Source organism: Pseudomonas sp. PA-1-3F, from assembly GCF_021609665.1.
In the GTDB taxonomy this organism is placed as follows: Bacteria; Pseudomonadota; Gammaproteobacteria; order Pseudomonadales; family Pseudomonadaceae; genus Aquipseudomonas; species Aquipseudomonas paracarnis.
Genome location: NZ_WJZD01000020.1, coordinates 111,032 through 126,285 on the forward strand (window position 1 = coordinate 111,032; position 15,254 = coordinate 126,285).

General features: G+C 61.8%; 14 protein-coding genes. All 14 read right to left on the reverse strand.

Going from position 1 to position 15,254, the window contains the following annotated elements:
* Positions 1-177: 177 nt before the first annotated feature.
* Positions 178-570 carry a DUF2802 domain-containing protein gene (locus tag GIV26_RS16210; RefSeq protein ID WP_054896355.1) on the reverse strand — a complete coding sequence of 131 codons (393 nt, stop codon included), beginning with the start codon at positions 568-570 and terminating at the stop codon, positions 178-180.
* Positions 571-1,053: a chemotaxis protein CheW gene (locus GIV26_RS16215; RefSeq protein ID WP_003192896.1), complete on the reverse strand. Its 483-nt coding sequence runs from the start codon at positions 1,051-1,053 to the stop codon at positions 571-573.
* A 79-nt stretch (positions 1,054-1,132) separates the two neighbouring features.
* Entirely contained in the window at positions 1,133-1,924 is a 792-nt protein-coding gene (locus GIV26_RS16220; protein ID WP_236281502.1) for a CheW domain-containing protein, read from the reverse strand.
* Positions 1,924-2,712: a ParA family protein gene (locus GIV26_RS16225; protein WP_014719332.1), complete on the reverse strand. Its 789-nt coding sequence runs from the start codon at positions 2,710-2,712 to the stop codon at positions 1,924-1,926. Before GIV26_RS16225 ends, GIV26_RS16220 begins: the two co-directional genes overlap by 1 nt.
* A gap of 51 nt (positions 2,713-2,763) precedes the next feature.
* On the reverse strand, positions 2,764-3,651 hold the full coding sequence (motD, locus tag GIV26_RS16230) for a flagellar motor protein MotD (RefSeq protein WP_236281504.1): 888 nt from the start codon (positions 3,649-3,651) through the stop codon (positions 2,764-2,766).
* 205 nt (positions 3,652-3,856) lie between these two features.
* Positions 3,857-4,597: a flagellar motor protein gene (locus GIV26_RS16235; protein ID WP_003192902.1), complete on the reverse strand. Its 741-nt coding sequence runs from the start codon at positions 4,595-4,597 to the stop codon at positions 3,857-3,859.
* Positions 4,597-5,727 carry a protein-glutamate methylesterase/protein-glutamine glutaminase gene (locus GIV26_RS16240; protein WP_034126798.1) on the reverse strand — a complete coding sequence of 377 codons (1,131 nt, stop codon included), beginning with the start codon at positions 5,725-5,727 and terminating at the stop codon, positions 4,597-4,599. Before GIV26_RS16240 ends, GIV26_RS16235 begins: the two co-directional genes overlap by 1 nt.
* Positions 5,728-5,775: 48 nt before the next feature.
* Positions 5,776-7,983: a chemotaxis protein CheA gene (locus GIV26_RS16245; protein WP_236281506.1), complete on the reverse strand. Its 2,208-nt coding sequence runs from the start codon at positions 7,981-7,983 to the stop codon at positions 5,776-5,778.
* 11 nt (positions 7,984-7,994) lie between these two features.
* The gene (locus GIV26_RS16250) at positions 7,995-8,783 is read right to left on the reverse strand and encodes a protein phosphatase CheZ (protein WP_003192906.1); all 789 of its coding nucleotides are present in this window, start codon (positions 8,781-8,783) and stop codon (positions 7,995-7,997) included.
* 18 nt (positions 8,784-8,801) lie between these two features.
* Positions 8,802-9,176, reverse strand: coding sequence for a chemotaxis response regulator CheY (locus GIV26_RS16255; protein WP_003192908.1), 375 nt, complete (start codon positions 9,174-9,176; stop codon positions 8,802-8,804).
* Between the two features lie 167 nt (positions 9,177-9,343).
* Entirely contained in the window at positions 9,344-10,084 is a 741-nt protein-coding gene (fliA, locus tag GIV26_RS16260) for an RNA polymerase sigma factor FliA (protein ID WP_003192909.1), read from the reverse strand.
* Entirely contained in the window at positions 10,081-10,914 is an 834-nt protein-coding gene (gene fleN / locus GIV26_RS16265; RefSeq protein WP_003192912.1) for a flagellar synthesis regulator FleN, read from the reverse strand. Before fleN ends, fliA begins: the two co-directional genes overlap by 4 nt.
* A 105-nt stretch (positions 10,915-11,019) precedes the next feature.
* A complete protein-coding gene (flhF, locus tag GIV26_RS16270) occupies positions 11,020-12,336 on the reverse strand; it encodes a flagellar biosynthesis protein FlhF (RefSeq protein WP_003192914.1) in 1,317 nt (438 codons plus the stop codon).
* Between the two features lie 11 nt (positions 12,337-12,347).
* On the reverse strand, positions 12,348-14,462 hold the full coding sequence (flhA, locus tag GIV26_RS16275; RefSeq protein ID WP_034126796.1) for a flagellar biosynthesis protein FlhA: 2,115 nt from the start codon (positions 14,460-14,462) through the stop codon (positions 12,348-12,350).
* Positions 14,463-15,254 lie beyond the last annotated feature (792 nt).

The following is a 15,254-nucleotide window of genomic DNA, read 5'->3' on the forward strand; positions in this document are numbered from 1 at the left end:
TCAAAATGTGGGCTGTCAGGCAGATAGATGTCGGCTGGCAGGCCGTCATCGCAGGCAAGCCAGCTCCCACAGTTGGATCGGGGGGTGTCAGGTAGAGAGGTGTCGGCTGGTAGGCCGTCATCGCAGGCAAGCCAGCTCCCACAGTTGATCGCTGCGGCGGCCAAGCCGCGTCGAGAATCAGCCCTTGTGCAACTTACTCATCAACTGCGCCTCAGCCTGGGTCAGCCCACACGACTGGGTCAACTCATCCACCGTCGCCCCCATGCCAACCAGCTTGGCCGCCTGGGCAAACGACAGGTTCGACGGATCACGCTGCTCCAATTGCACCAACCTGTCGGGCAACGGCGCGAGAATCGCACGCAGTTCATGCACTTCATCCCCAACCCGCACCGCACTTTGCTGGAAGTGATCAACACGCTTGACCAGTTCCAGAATGCGCCGGTCGCGCACCGCATCGCGCTCGGCCTGTTGCAAGGCCGACTCCCGCTGCTGGCGCATATAGCGCAGCACAAACGCCAAGGTCCCGGCCCACAACAGGGCCAGGACAATCACCGCTGCCTCAAGGAACAATCAGATGCTCTCCAGTTCCGACCATTCTTCTTCGCTCATCATCTTGTCCAGCTCAACCAGAATCAGCAGCTCGCCGTTCTTGTTGCACACGCCCTGGATGAACTTGGCCGACTCTTCGTTACCCACGTTCGGTGCGGTTTCCACTTCCGATTGGCGCAGGTAAACCACCTCGGCCACGCTGTCGACCAGGATGCCAACCACTTGCTTGTCGGCTTCGATGATCACGATACGGGTGTTGTCGCTGACTTCAACCGTGTCCAGACCGAACCGCTGACGGGTGTCGATCACCGTCACCACGTTGCCGCGCAGGTTGATGATGCCCAGCACGTAGCTTGGCGCGCCTGGAACCGGGGCGATCTCGGTGTAGCGCAACACTTCCTGCACGCGCATCACGTTGATGCCGTAGGTTTCGTTATCCAGCTTGAAGGTCACCCATTGCAGGATCGGATCATCCAAACCTTGTGCGGACGCTGACTTGTTCATTCATCTGACCCCTTCAAATGCCGCTATCGACGGCGTGTGTGCACGTAGGCCGCGCAACCGCACGGCCCTTATTGTTCAATCAACTGCGTTTGTTCTGTGGCATTGCCTTCACCGCACCACTGGCGATCAACTCGGCCAGTTCGGCGACATCCAGCAACGCGCACATGTGTTCGATCACAGTGCCCGCCAGCCACGGCCGCTGGCCGCGGTGGCTGCGCCATTTGATTTCATTCGGGTCCAGGCGCAACGAGCGGCTGACTTGATGCACCGCCAGCCCCCACTCGTAGCCCTGCACCGAGATCACGTATTGCAGGCCCTGGCGAAAATCATCGCGGTAGCGGTCGGGCATCACCCAACGCGCCGTATCCAGCACCTTGAGGTTGCCGGCCTGGCTGGGCAGGATGCCGAGGAACCACTCCGGCTGCCCGAACAGCGGCGTCAGCTCCTGGCCTTCCAGGGAATAGATCGAGCCCAGGCACACCAGCGGCACCGCCAGGGTCAACCCGGCAACGTCGAACAGCAGGCACTCGAACGGCTCGGCAGCCCATGAGGGCCGACCGTCGCCCGTCACCGGCGGCGGCGTGATGCTGGGCGGCAGGTGCACGTCCACCAGCGGTTCGACCACCGGGGGGGCCACCACTGCCGGGGCTCTCGGCACCACCACGGGCGCCTCCACCACCTGCGCATCCCGCGCCTGTTCTTCCATCACCGCCTGCTGGAATTCATCCAGCGGGCTTTCGGGTTCGACAGCAGGCTCAAGTACCAGAATCGGTTCTGGCAGTTCCTCGGCCGTCGCATCCTGCAGCAAGGCATCCAGGTAGGATTCCAGTGCCAGTTGCGGGCGGGTCTTGAATTCGACAGGACGGTTCATCACGCCACCTGCGCCACAAGTTGTTGCGACAGCAGGTGCTTGAGCAACGCACGGTAGGCCAGCACCCCACGGCTCTTGCCGTCGAACTGCGACGGTGTGAGCCCGGCACGGCTGGCGTCACGCAGGCGCGTGTCCACCGGGATGTAGCCATTCCAGATGGTGTCCGGGTAGGCATCGCGCAATACGCGCAAGGTGCCGAGGGACGCCTGGGTGCGACGGTCGAACAAGGTCGGCACGATACTGAACGGCAGCGCCTGCTTGCGCGAACGGTTGATCATCGCCAGGGTGCTGACCATACGCTCCAGGCCCTTGACCGCCAGGTGCTCGGTCTGCACCGGGATCACCAATTGCTGGCTGGCCGCCAACGCATTGACCATCAGCACGCCGAGCAACGGCGGGCTGTCGATGATCGCGTAATCGAAGTCCTGCCACAGCTGCGCCAGGGTCTTGGCGATCACCAGGCCCAGGCCGCTCTGGCCTGGCGACTGGCGCTCCAGGGTGGCCAGGGCGGTGCTCGACGGCAGCAGGGAAATGCTTTCGTTGCTGGTGGGCAACAGCAGTTGCCCAGGCAGATCCGCCGGGACGCTGCCCTTGTGTAAAAACAAGTCATAGCAGCTGTGTTCCAGCGCATCCGGGTCGTAGCCGAAATAGCTGGTCATGGAACCGTGGGGGTCCAGGTCAACCACGACCACACGCTTGCCCGCTTCGGCCAGCAAGCCGGCCAAGGCGATGGAAGTGGTGGTCTTGCCGACCCCACCCTTTTGATTGGCAACTGCCCAGACTCTCATTCGGTTGGTTCCTCCCGGCGGGCACAGGCGCGACCGAGACATTGCATACGGTTATTGAGCCAGCGACGGAGAATTGACGTTACTCGGTCGGACCGGCGGCTTGACAACGGGCGGTGCAGTTTGTGTGCCAGCACGCTTCAACGCCGCATCCGGGGTGGCATTGGCAGTGCCAGTACCGGTCAGGCTGCGACGCACATCCAGGTTGCGCGAGACCACCAGCACCACCCGGCGGTTACGGGCGCGGCCTTCCAACGTGGCGTTATTGGCCACCGGCTGGAATTCACCATAGCCCACAGACGCCAGGCGCTGGGGGTTCACGCCCTGCATGGCCAACATGCGCACGATGCTCGACGCGCGGGCCGAGGACAGTTCCCAGTTGGTCGGGTACTGCGCGGTGCTGATGGGGAAATTGTCGGTGAAGCCTTCCACGTGGATCGGGTTTTCAAACGGTTTGAGGATCGCCGCCACCTTGTCGATGATCGTGAACGCCTGGTCACTGGGCAACGCATCGGCACTGGCGAACAACAGACTGGAGTTCAGCTCGATCTCCACCCACAACTCATTGCCGCGCACGGTCATCTGGTTGGAGCTGATCAGGTCGCCAAAGGCGGCACTGATATCGTCGGCGATACTTTTGAGCGGGTCGCTGGTGCCGCCGATGCCGGCGGCGGTTTCATCACTGTCATTGACCAGGGGCTTGGCCGGGGTCACCGTCTTGGGCCGCTCTTCGCCGATGGGGATCGGCTTGAGCGCCCGCTCGGCATCGTTGAACACGCCGACCAGCGCCTGGGAAATGATCTTGTACTTGCCTTCGTTGATCGACGAGATCGAGTACATCACCACGAAAAACGCGAACAGCAAGGTGATGAAGTCCGCGTAGGACACCAGCCAGCGTTCGTGGTTGACGTGTTCTTCAGGCTCGCGACGGCGACGGCTCACAGGCAAATACCTCCCTGACCGCTATTGGCCGCTCTACTGTGGCGAGCGAGCTTGCTCGCGCTGGGGCGCGAAGCGGCCCCCATCCAGGCAACGCGTTTGTTCAGACAGATTGCGGTACCTGGTTTTGGGGCTGCTTCGCAGCCCAGCGCGAGCAAGCTCGCTCGCCACATAAAGCTCACTGGCCACAGGTCAATGTGCATACCCATCAATCCATGAAGCCCTGAAGCTTCAATTCGATGGAGCGCGGGTTTTCGCCCTCGGCAATCGACAGGATGCCTTCGAGCAACATTTCGCGATAACGCGACTGGCGCATGGCAATCGACTTTAGCTTGCTGGCCACCGGCAGCAACACCAGGTTGGCACTGGCCACGCCGTAGATGGTCGCGACAAACGCCACGGCAATGCCGCTGCCCAGTTGCGAGGGGTCGGCCAGGTTGCCCATCACATGGATCAGGCCCATTACCGCGCCGATGATGCCGATGGTCGGCGCATAGCCGCCCATGCTTTCAAAGACTTTGGCGGCATTGATGTCACGGCTTTCCTGAGTGTAGAAATCCACTTCGAGGATGCTGCGGATCGCTTCCGGTTCGGCGCCATCGACCAATAGTTGCAGGCCTTTGCGCGCGTAGCTGTCAGGTTCGGCATCGGCCACGCCTTCCAGGCCCAGCAGGCCTTCCTTGCGGGCGGTGAGGCTCCAATTGACCACGCGGTCGATGCCGCCTGCCAGGTCGACCCGTGGCGGAAAAATGATCCACACCAGAATCTGCATGGCACGCTTGAACGAGCTCAGGGGCGACTGCAACAACGCCGCGCCCACGGTGCCACCGATTACGATCAGCGCTGCCGGGCCGTTGGCCAAGGCGCCGAGGTGGCCGCCTTCCAGGTAGTTGCCACCAATGATGGCGACAAATGCCATGGTGATGCCGATCAGGCTCAAGACATCCATCAGAGGCAGGCCTCCACCAGGTGCTTGCCGATGTCGTCCAGGCTGTAGACCGCATCGGCCAGGTCAGCCTTGACGATGGCCATGGGCATGCCATAGATCACGCAACTGGCTTCATCCTGGGCCCAGATGGCGCTACCGCCCTGTTTGAGCAGGCGCGCACCTTCACGGCCATCGGCGCCCATGCCGGTGAGCACCACCGCCAGAACTTTGTCGCCGTAGGACTTGGCTGCAGAACCGAAGGTGATGTCCACGCACGGCTTGTAGTTCAGGCGCTCATCGCCCGGCAGGATTTTGATCGCGCCACGCCCATCCACCATCATCTGCTTGCCGCCCGGCGCCAGCAGTGCCAGGCCAGGACGCAGGATGTCGCCATCCTCGGCTTCCTTGACGGTGATACGGCACAGCTTGTCCAGGCGCTCGGCGAAGGCTTTGGTGAACGCCGCCGGCATGTGTTGCACCAGCACAATCGGCGCCGGGAAGTTGGCCGGCAGTTGGGTCAGCACCCGCTGCAAGGCCACCGGGCCGCCAGTGGAGGTGCCGATGGCGACCAGTTTGTAAGCCTTGCGCTTGGGCGCGGGCGAATGCGCACTCGGCGCTGCGGCGGCACGTACCGGTGCGACCGCAGGCCGGGCCACGGGCGCAGGCGCCGGGCGCGCAAACGACGAGGTCGGCGCCGCTGCTGCGGGCGCAGGCGTGGCAGCTGGCGCGGGCGTGCTGAACAAGCTGCGACGGTTACTGCGGGAAATGCTGTGCACCTTCTCGCACAGCATCTGCTTGACCTTGTCGGGGTTGCGCGAGATGTCTTCGAAATTCTTCGGCAAAAAATCCACCGCGCCGGCATCCAAGGCGTCGAGGGTCACCCGCGCGCCTTCGTGAGTCAGCGACGAAAACATCAATACCGGTGTGGGGCAGCGTTGCATGATGTGGCGCACGGCCGTGATGCCATCCATCATCGGCATCTCGTAGTCCATGGTGATCACGTCCGGCTTCAAGGCAATGGCTTGATCGATCGCCTCTTTGCCGTTGGTGGCCGTGCCGACCACCTGGATCGTTGGATCAGCGGAAAGAATTTCCGAGACGCGGCGGCGGAAGAAACCCGAATCGTCCACCACCAGGACCTTGACTGCCATAAACACTCCGTTAGGCGGGGCGGGCATGACCGCCCTGCCCCACCAGAATCAAATACGCCGTGCGGCGTAACGCTTGAGCATGCTCGGAACATCGAGAATCAGTGCGATGCGACCGTCACCGGTAATGGTTGCGCCCGACATGCCCGGGGTGCCCTGCAGCATCTTGCCCAAAGGCTTGATCACCACTTCTTCCTGGCCCACCAGTTGGTCGACCACAAAGCCGATGCGCTGGGTACCCACGGACAGAATCACCACATGGCCTTCGCGCTGTTCTTCATGGGCGGCCGAGGCCACCAGCCAGCGCTTGAGGTAGAACAGCGGCAACGCTTTGTCGCGCACGATCACCACTTCCTGGCCGTCCACCACGTTGGTGCGCGACAGGTCGAGGTGGAAGATCTCGTTGACGTTGACCAGCGGGAAGGCGAACGCCTGGTTGCCCAGCATCACCATCAGGGTCGGCATGATCGCCAGGGTCAACGGCACCTTGATGACGATCTTGGAGCCCTGGCCCTTGGTCGAGTAGATATTGATCGAGCCGTTGAGCTGGCTGATCTTGGTCTTCACCACGTCCATGCCCACGCCACGCCCGGACACGTCGGAGATCTCGGTCTTGGTCGAAAAGCCCGGGGCGAAGATCAGGTTGTAGCACTCGGTGTCGGTCAGGCGGTCGGCGGCGTCCTTGTCCATCACGCCGCGCTTGACCGCGATATTGCGCAAAATGGTCGGGTCCATGCCTTTGCCGTCATCGGTGATCGACAGCAGGATGTGGTCGCCCTCTTGCTCCGCCGCCAAAATCACCTTGCCGTTGCGGGACTTGCCGGCGGCTTCGCGTTCTTCCGGGGTTTCTACACCGTGGTCGACCGCGTTGCGCACCAAGTGGACCAGCGGGTCGGCCAGAGCCTCGACGAGGTTTTTGTCGAGGTCGGTTTCTTCGCCCACCAACTCCAGGTTGATTTCTTTCTTGAGCTGGCGCGCCAGGTCGCGAACCAGGCGCGGGAAACGGCCGAAGACTTTCTTGATCGGCTGCATCCGCGTTTTCATCACCGCGGTTTGCAGGTCGGCGGTGACCACGTCGAGGTTCGACACGGCCTTCTGCATGGCTTCGTCGCCGCTGTTCAGGCCCAGGCGCACCAGGCGGTTACGCACCAGCACCAGTTCGCCCACCATGTTCATGATGTCGTCCAGGCGCGCGGTATCCACGCGCACGGTGGTTTCGGCTTCGCTGGCGGGTTTTTCCGCAGCAGCCGGCGCGGCTGCACGCGCAGGTGCCGGGGCGGCGGCAGGTGCTGGCTTGGCAGCCGGCGCAGGTTTGGCAGCAACCGGTGCCGCAGTGGCAGCGGCTGGCGCTGTAACCTGGGCGGCAGCGGCCGGGGCCACTTCGCTGAACTTGCCTTTGCCGTGCAACTCGTCGAGCAGGGCTTCGAATTCGTGATCGGAGATCAGCCCATCATCGGTAGGTGCTGCGCTGGCCGCTGGCGCAGCGGCGGCAGTGGCCGCCACCTCAGGCAGGGCTTCAGCCACAAAGGTGCCTTTGCCATGCAGTTGGTCGAGCAGTGCCTCGAACTCGTCGTCGGTGATGTCGGTGCTGGCGTTGGCAGCGGGTGCTTCTGGCGCAGCGGCAGGCGAGGCCACGGCATCTGCTGCGAACTGGCCTTTGCCGTGCAACTGGTCGAGCAACGACTCGAATTCGGCGTCGGTAATGTCTTCGCTGCTCGGCGTCGCGGCAGGCTGCACCGGCGCTTCAGCTTCGGCCTTGACCGCGCTGAGGGAGTTGAGCAGTTGTTCGAACTCGCTGTCGGTCACGTCCGGCTCGGCTTGCGCCACCGGCTCCGGCGCAGCCTCGACCACCGGCGCAGCCGCGGTGTCGGCAGGTTCGGCCAGGCGCGCCAGGGCGGCCAGCAGTTCCGGCGTGGCGGCAGTGATCGGCGCACGTTCACGCACCTGGCTGAACATGCCGTTGACCGCATCCAGTGCTTCGAGAATCACGTCCATCAATTCCGAGTCGACGTGACGCTCACCCTTGCGCAGGATGTCGAAGACGTTCTCGGCGATGTGGCAGCACTCCACCAGCTCATGGAGCTGGAGGAAGCCGGCGCCCCCTTTTACAGTGTGAAAACCGCGAAAAATTGCATTGAGCAGGTTCGCATCATCCGGTCGGCTTTCCAGCTCGACCAGTTGTTCGGACAGTTGCTCTAGAATTTCGCCGGCCTCTACAAGGAAATCCTGAAGGATTTCTTCATCGGCGCCGAAGCTCATGTGGGTGCTCCTTAGAAGCCTAAACTGGATAACAGGTCATCTACGTCATCCTGACCTGACACAACGTCTTCACGTTTATCGGCATGAATCTGCGGACCTTCACCCTTGGCGAGATGTTTTTGTGGATCTTTTTCCGAGAGGATCGCTTCGCGGTCATGTTCGATGCCGGCAAAACGATCGACCTGGCCGGCCATCAGCACCAATTTGAGCAAGTTGCTTTCCACTTCGGTGACCAACTGGGTCACGCGCTTGATCACCTGACCGGTGAGGTCCTGGTAATCCTGGGCCAGCAGGATGTCGTTGAGGTTGCTGGCCACCGTGCGGTTTTCCTGTTCGCTGCGCGACAGGAACCCGTCGACGCGACGCGCCAATTCACGAAACTCTTCAGCGCCCACTTCGCGGCGCATGAAGCGGCCCCAGTCCTGGCTCAAGGCCTGGGCTTCGGTGGCCATGCCGTTGACCAGGGGCGTGGCGTTTTCCACCAGGTCCATGGTGCGGTTGGCCGCTGCCTCAGTCAGCCTGACCACATAGGACAGACGTTCAGTGGCATCAGTGATCTGGGAAATTTCTTCGGCCTGGGGCATGCGCGGGTCAATCTGGAAATTGACGATTGCGCTGTGCAGCTCGCGTGTGAGCTTGCCCACTTCCTGGTACAGGCCGCGGTCACGGGTCTGGTTAAGCTCATGGATCAACTGCACCGCATCGGCGAACTGGCCTTTTTCCAGGCTGTCGACCAACTGGTGAGCATGTTTTTTCAGGGTCGACTCAAAGTCGCCCTGTGACGTTTCGTTATGCTCCATAGCTCCCCCGCGATGGCATTAGCCGTGGATGCGTTCGAAGATTTTCTCGATCTTCTCTTTCAAGGCCAGTGCCGTGAATGGCTTGACCACGTAACCGTTGACCCCGGCTTGGGCGGCTTCGATGATCTGTTCGCGCTTGGCTTCGGCGGTCACCATCAGCACAGGCAGGCTGCGCAGTTTTTCATCGGCGCGCACATGGCGCAGCAGGTCGATACCGGTCATGCCCGGCATGTTCCAGTCGGTCACCAGAAAGTCGATGCTCCCGCTGTTGAGGATCGGAATGGCCGTCAGGCCGTCATCCGCCTCGACCGTGTTGGTGAACCCAAGGTCACGCAACAGGTTTTTAATGATCCGCCGCATCGTTGAGAAGTCATCAACGATGAGGATTTTCATGTTCTTGTCCAATTCGACCTCCAAGCAGTCTTAAACGCGCCCAGCACCTGGACGCGCCATTTCAATCAACAGGCGTTACACAAAAAGGACTGCCCAGGGCACCACGGCACACAGCCGCGAAACCTTGCGATCTCACGGCAGCGTCTGCAGTGCCCCCACACTGCCTGTCAGCGCGCGCGCCACTCGGCCAATCGGCCCCGCAAGCGGGCTGCGCACTGGCTATGCAACTGGCTGACACGCGATTCGCTGACCCCCAGGACCTCACCGATTTCCTTGAGGTTAAGCTCTTCGTCGTAGTACAGCGCCAGCACCAGCCGCTCACGCTCTGGCAAATTGGCGATTGCATCGGCCAACGCGCCCTGGAAGCGTTCATCTTCCAGGTCGCGCGACGGCTCCGTATGCGCGCTCGCGCCGTCCTCGTGCAGCCCTTCGTGTTCGCCGTCCTGTAAAAGGTCGTCGAAACTGAACAGGCGGCTGCCCAAGGTATCGTTCAAAATCCCGTAGTAATCGTCGAGACTCAATTGGAGTTCGGCCGCAACTTCATGATCTTTAGCGTCACGACCGGTTTTTGCTTCAATTGCACGAATTGCATCGCTGACCATGCGCGTATTGCGGTGTACCGAACGCGGCGCCCAATCGCCTTTACGCACTTCATCGAGCATCGCGCCACGGATACGGATACCCGCATACGTTTCGAAACTGGCACCCTTGCTGGCGTCGTATTTGGTCGAGACTTCAAGCAGGCCGATCATGCCGGCCTGGATCAAGTCTTCGACCTGCACACTCGCGGGCAGGCGCGCCAACAGGTGATAGGCAATGCGCTTGACCAACGGCGCATAGCGCTCGATCAATTCGCCCTGGCTGTCACGTGCCGACTTTTTGTAAAGGTTGTAGCCGCTGGATGTCATAGCACCGGTCCTGCGCTCGTCTGATGCACCAAACGCTCGACGAAAAACTCCAGATGCCCCCGCGGGTTGGCGGGCAACGGCCAGGTATCGACCTTCTGGGCAATGGCCTTGAACGCCAGTGCGCATTTCGAACGAGGGAACGCTTCGTAGACCGCACGCTGCTTTTGCACGGCCTTGCGCACACACTCGTCATAGGGAACTGCGCCGACGTATTGTAAAGCCACATCGAGGAAGCGATCCGTGACCTTGGTCAACTTGGCGAACAGGTTGCGCCCTTCCTGCGGGCTCTGGGCCATGTTGGCCAACACGCGAAAGCGGTTCATGCCGTAGTCACGGTTAAGCAGTTTGATCAGCGCATAGGCGTCGGTGATAGAGGTGGGTTCGTCGCACACCACCAACAGCACTTCCTGCGCTGCGCGCACAAAGCTGACCACCGACTCGCCGATCCCGGCGGCGGTGTCGATCACCAGCACGTCGAGGTTGTCGCCGATGTCGCTGAACGCCTGGATCAGCCCGGCATGCTGCGCGGGGCTCAGGTGCACCATGCTCTGGGTGCCCGAGGCCGCCGGCACGATGCGAATGCCTCCGGGGCCCTGGAGCAGCACGTCGCGCAGCTCACAGCGGCCTTCGATCACATCGGCCAGGGTATGTTTGGGTGTCAGCCCCAGCAGAACGTCCACGTTCGCCAAGCCCAGGTCAGCATCCAGCAGCATGACGCGACGGCCAAGCTCTGCCAGGGCCAGGGACAAATTCACTGACACGTTAGTTTTCCCGACGCCACCTTTGCCGCCGGTCACCGCGATCACCTGTACGGGATGCATGCTGCCCATTTTATTTCTTTACCTTGTCTTGCTTAGACGCAGGCTACATGGCTTGGCCGCGTGAATCGCTTGCAGACCATCGATGTAGGTACATTTCACGGTGTTCATCCTGCCTCAACCCACCCGTTTAGCCGGGTGGTGGTAAAGGTCGGCGAACATATCGGCCATCGCTTCCTCGCTAGGCTCGTCTTGCATTTGCACACTCACGGCACGGCTGACCAACTGATGACGGCGCGGCAGATGCAGATCATCCGGGATCCGCGGCCCGTCGGTGAGGTAGGCAACCGGTAATTCATGGCTGATGGCCAGGCTCAACACCTCGCCCAGGCTCGCGGTTTCATCGAGCTTGGTGAGGATGCAACCGGCCAGGCCGCAACGCTTGTAACTGTGATAGGCAGCGGTAAGAACCTGTTTCTGGCTGGTGGTTGCAAGCACCAGGTAATTTTTTGACTTGATGCCTCGCCCGGCCAGGCTTTCGAGCTGCATGCGCAGCGCCGGATCACTGGCTTGCAGGCCGGCGGTATCGATCAGCACCACGCGCTTGCGCAGCAACGGGTCGAGGGCATTGGCCAGGGACTGGCCCGGGTCGACATGGGTCACCGGCACGTTGAGGATGCGGCCCAGGGTCTTGAGCTGCTCCTGAGCGCCGATACGGTAACTGTCCATGCTCACCAGGGCGATATTCTGCGCGCCGTATTTAAGCACGTAACGGGCCGCAAGCTTTGCCAGGGTGGTGGTCTTGCCCATGCCGGCGGGGCCGACCATGGCGATTACACCGCCCTCTTCCAGGGGTTCGATTTCCGGCGTGGCAATCATGCGCGCCAAGTGCGCCAGCAGCATGCGCCAGGCCTGCCGCGGCTCTTCGACTTCAGCGGTCAAGGCCAGCAGGTCGCGGGACAACGGGCCGGACAGGCCGATGCGTTGCAGGCGACGCCAGAGGTTGGCTTGCTGCGGCTTGCTGCCTTGCAGTTGGGTCCAGGCCAGCGAGCCGAGCTGCACTTCGAGCAATTCACGCAGGCCGTTGAGTTCAAAACGCATCGAGTCAATCACGCGCTGGTCAACTGCGGCAGCCGGGGCAGGCGCTGCAGGACGCGGCGGTTCGACAAAGGTGGGTTCAACCAGCGGCTCGGCGGCGGTCAGCGGCAGGCCGGCAAACAGCTGGCGATTGGTGCTGGCATCGCTGTCGCCACGCATGCTCAGTTCAGCCTGGGCCGACACAATGCGCGAGGCGGTCTTGCGCAGCTCGTCTTCGAGCTCCATGTTTGGCACGCGCGGGGCCAGCGCCTGGGGCGTGTAATCCAGGGCAGCCGTCAGCTCGACACCGCCGGCAATCCGACGGTTACCGATAATCGCGGCATCGGCGCCCAGCTCATCACGGACCAGTTTCATGGCCTGACGCATATCGGCGGCGAAAAAACGCTTAACTTGCATAACCCACTACCTCAGCCATTGGGCCCAACTGTCGCGACAATAGTCACTTGCTTATTGTCAGGAATTTCCTGGTAAGCCAACACGTGCAAATTCGGTACAGCCAGGCGTCCGAACCGCGACAACATCGCGCGAACCGGGCCGGCCACCAGCAGGATCACCGGATTGCCCTGCATTTCCTGGCGCTGTGCGGCGTCGATCAACGAACGCTGCAGCTTTTCAGCCATGCTTGGCTCCAGTAAAACGCCCTCTTCCTGGCCTTGCCCTGCCTTCTGAATACTATTGAGCAATATTTGTTCCAACCTGGGCTCCAGGGTGATCACAGGCAGCTCCGACTCAGTCCCTACAATGCTTTGCACGATTGCGCGGGACACGCCGACACGCACCGCCGCCACCAGAGCGGCAGTATCTTGACTCTTGGCGGCATTGTTGGCGATGGCCTCGGCAATGCTGCGAATGTCGCGCACGGGCACCTGTTCGGCCAACAGCGCTTGCAACACCTTGAGCAACTGCGACAGTGACAGCACGCCAGGCACCAGCTCTTCGGCCAGTTTTGGCGACGATTTGGCCAGCAAGCCCATCAATTGCTGGACTTCCTCGTGGCCGATCAACTCGTGGGAGTGCTTGTAGAGAATCTGGTTGAGGTGCGTGGCGACCACGGTGCTGGCATCCACCACGGTGTAACCGAGGGACTGCGCCTGGCTGCGCTGGCTGACTTCGATCCACACCGCTTCCAGGCCGAAAGCCGGATCTTTGGCGGTAATGCCGTTGAGGGTACCGAACACTTGGCCGGGGTTGATCGCCAGTTCGCGGTCCGGGTAGATCTCGGCTTCGGCCAGGATTACCCCCATCAGGGTCAGGCGATAAGCGCTGGGGGCCAGGTCGAGGTTGTCACGGATATGCACCGTGGGCATCAAGAAACCCAGGTCCTGGGACAGCTTCTTGCGCACACCCTTGATCCGCGCCAGCAGTTGCCCACCCTGGTTGCGGTCGACCAGCGGGATCAGGCGGTAACCGACTTCCAGGCCGATCATGTCGATGGGCGTGACGTCGTCCCAGCCCAACTCCTTGGTTTCCTGGGCGCGGGCCGGGGATGGCAGCAGCTCCTGTTGACGGGCGATTTCCTGCTGGGCCTGGACTTTGACCTGGTTCTGCTTTTTCCAGAACAGGTACGCCGCACCACCCGCCAGGGCCGCCATGCTCAGGAACGAGAAGTGCGGCATGCCCGGCACAATGCCCATGATCGCCATGATGCCCGCCGCCACGGCCAGGGCCTTGGGCGAAGCGAACATCTGCCGACTGATCTGCTTGCCCATGTCTTCGGAGCCCGAAGCACGGGTAACCATGATGGCCGCCGCTGTGGATAACAACAGTGATGGCAATTGCGCCACTAAACCGTCACCGATGGTCAGCAAGGCATACACCTTGCCGGCATCGCCGAATGTCATGCCGTGCTGAAACATACCGACGGCCACACCGCCGATCAGGTTGATGAACAGAATCAACAGGCCGGCGATGGCGTCGCCGCGCACAAACTTGCTGGCACCGTCCATGGAGCCGTAGAACTCGGCTTCCTGGGCGACTTCCGCCCGACGGGCCTTGGCTTGGCCCTGGTCGATCAGGCCGGCGTTGAGGTCGGCGTCGATGGCCATCTGCTTGCCGGGCATGGCGTCGAGGGTAAACCGCGCGCTCACCTCGGAAATCCGCCCGGCGCCCTTGGTCACCACGACGAAGTTGATGATCATCAGGATCGCGAACACCACGATACCGACCACGTAGTTACCGCCGATGACCACCTCACCGAAGGCCTGGATTACCTTGCCGGCGGCGGCGTGGCCGTCCTGGCCGTGGAGCATCACCACCCGCGTGGAAGCGACGTTCAATGCCAGACGCAGCAGGGTCGCCACCAGCAGAATCGTCGGGAACACCGCGAAATCCAGCGGCCGCAAGGCGTACACGCACACCAGCAACACAACGACGGACAGGGCAATGTTGAAGGTAAAGAACACGTCGAGCAGGAACGGCGGCATCGGCAACATCATCATTGCCAGCATCACCAGCAACAACAACGGCACACCCAGATTGCCCCGCGACAGGTCAGTCAGGGTGCCACGGGCCGTGTTGAGCATTTGAGAGCGATCTACCACCGGTATTCCTCGGGTCCTTGAAGCAAAGTTTTGACGCTGGAGGGCGACTTGGAGGCGGGGTTGCAAGAAGCCTTCCAACTTTGCTTTCGGGGCCGATTTTCGAGTGGTAACCGATTCAAGTGTGGGAGCTGGCTTGCCTGCGATTGCGGTGTGTCAGGCGCACGACTTGAGCACTCTGCAAGGGTGACGCAGAGCGTCACGCGATGCGTTCCTCACGCGGGATCGTGGGAACGATCAAGAGGCTTGATACCTGAGGCTAGAACAATAACGCGGTTCCCTCGAGCATTCCCACGCTCTGCGTGGGAATGCCGCCTGGGACGCTCCGCGTCCCGAGCCAGGCGCACGACTTGAGCACTCTGCAAGGGTGACGCAGAGCGTCACGCGATGCGTTCCTCACGCGGGAGCGTGGGAACGATCAAGAGGCTTGATACCTGAGGCTAGAACAATAACGCGGTTCCCTCGATCACTCCCACGCTCTGCGTGGGAATGCCGCCTGGGACGCTCCGCGTCCCGAGCCAGGCGCACGACTTGAGCACTCTGCAAGGGTGACGCAGAGCGTCACGCGATGCGTTCCCACGCGGGAGCGTGGGAACGATCAAGAGGCTTGATACCTGAGGCTAGAACAATAATGCGGCTCCCTCGATCATTCCCACGCTCTGCGTGGGAATGCCGCCTGGGACGCTCCGCGTCCCGAGCCAGGCGCACGACTTGAGCACTCTGCAAGGGTGACGCAGAGCGTCACGCGATGCGTTCCCACGCGGGAGCGTGGGAACG

What these genes read in the sequence shown, in the direction of transcription:
- GIV26_RS16215 (WP_003192896.1), bottom strand. Translation starts at nt 1,053, where the DNA reads ATGAACAAGTCAGCGTCCGCACAAGGTTTGGATGATCCGATCCTGCAA.
- GIV26_RS16220 (WP_236281502.1), bottom strand. Translation starts at nt 1,924, where the DNA reads ATGAACCGTCCTGTCGAATTCAAGACCCGCCCGCAACTGGCACTGGAA.
- GIV26_RS16225 (WP_014719332.1), bottom strand. Translation starts at nt 2,712, where the DNA reads ATGAGAGTCTGGGCAGTTGCCAATCAAAAGGGTGGGGTCGGCAAGACC.
- GIV26_RS16235 (WP_003192902.1), bottom strand. Translation starts at nt 4,597, where the DNA reads ATGGATGTCTTGAGCCTGATCGGCATCACCATGGCATTTGTCGCCATC.
- GIV26_RS16240 (WP_034126798.1), bottom strand. Translation starts at nt 5,727, where the DNA reads ATGGCAGTCAAGGTCCTGGTGGTGGACGATTCGGGTTTCTTCCGCCGC.
- GIV26_RS16245 (WP_236281506.1), bottom strand. Translation starts at nt 7,983, where the DNA reads ATGAGCTTCGGCGCCGATGAAGAAATCCTTCAGGATTTCCTTGTAGAG.
- GIV26_RS16250 (WP_003192906.1), bottom strand. Translation starts at nt 8,783, where the DNA reads ATGGAGCATAACGAAACGTCACAGGGCGACTTTGAGTCGACCCTGAAA.
- GIV26_RS16255 (WP_003192908.1), bottom strand. Translation starts at nt 9,176, where the DNA reads ATGAAAATCCTCATCGTTGATGACTTCTCAACGATGCGGCGGATCATT.
- fliA (WP_003192909.1), bottom strand. Translation starts at nt 10,084, where the DNA reads ATGACATCCAGCGGCTACAACCTTTACAAAAAGTCGGCACGTGACAGC.
- fleN (WP_003192912.1), bottom strand. Translation starts at nt 10,914, where the DNA reads ATGGGCAGCATGCATCCCGTACAGGTGATCGCGGTGACCGGCGGCAAA.
- flhF (WP_003192914.1), bottom strand. Translation starts at nt 12,336, where the DNA reads ATGCAAGTTAAGCGTTTTTTCGCCGCCGATATGCGTCAGGCCATGAAA.
- flhA (WP_034126796.1), bottom strand. Translation starts at nt 14,462, where the DNA reads ATGCTCAACACGGCCCGTGGCACCCTGACTGACCTGTCGCGGGGCAAT.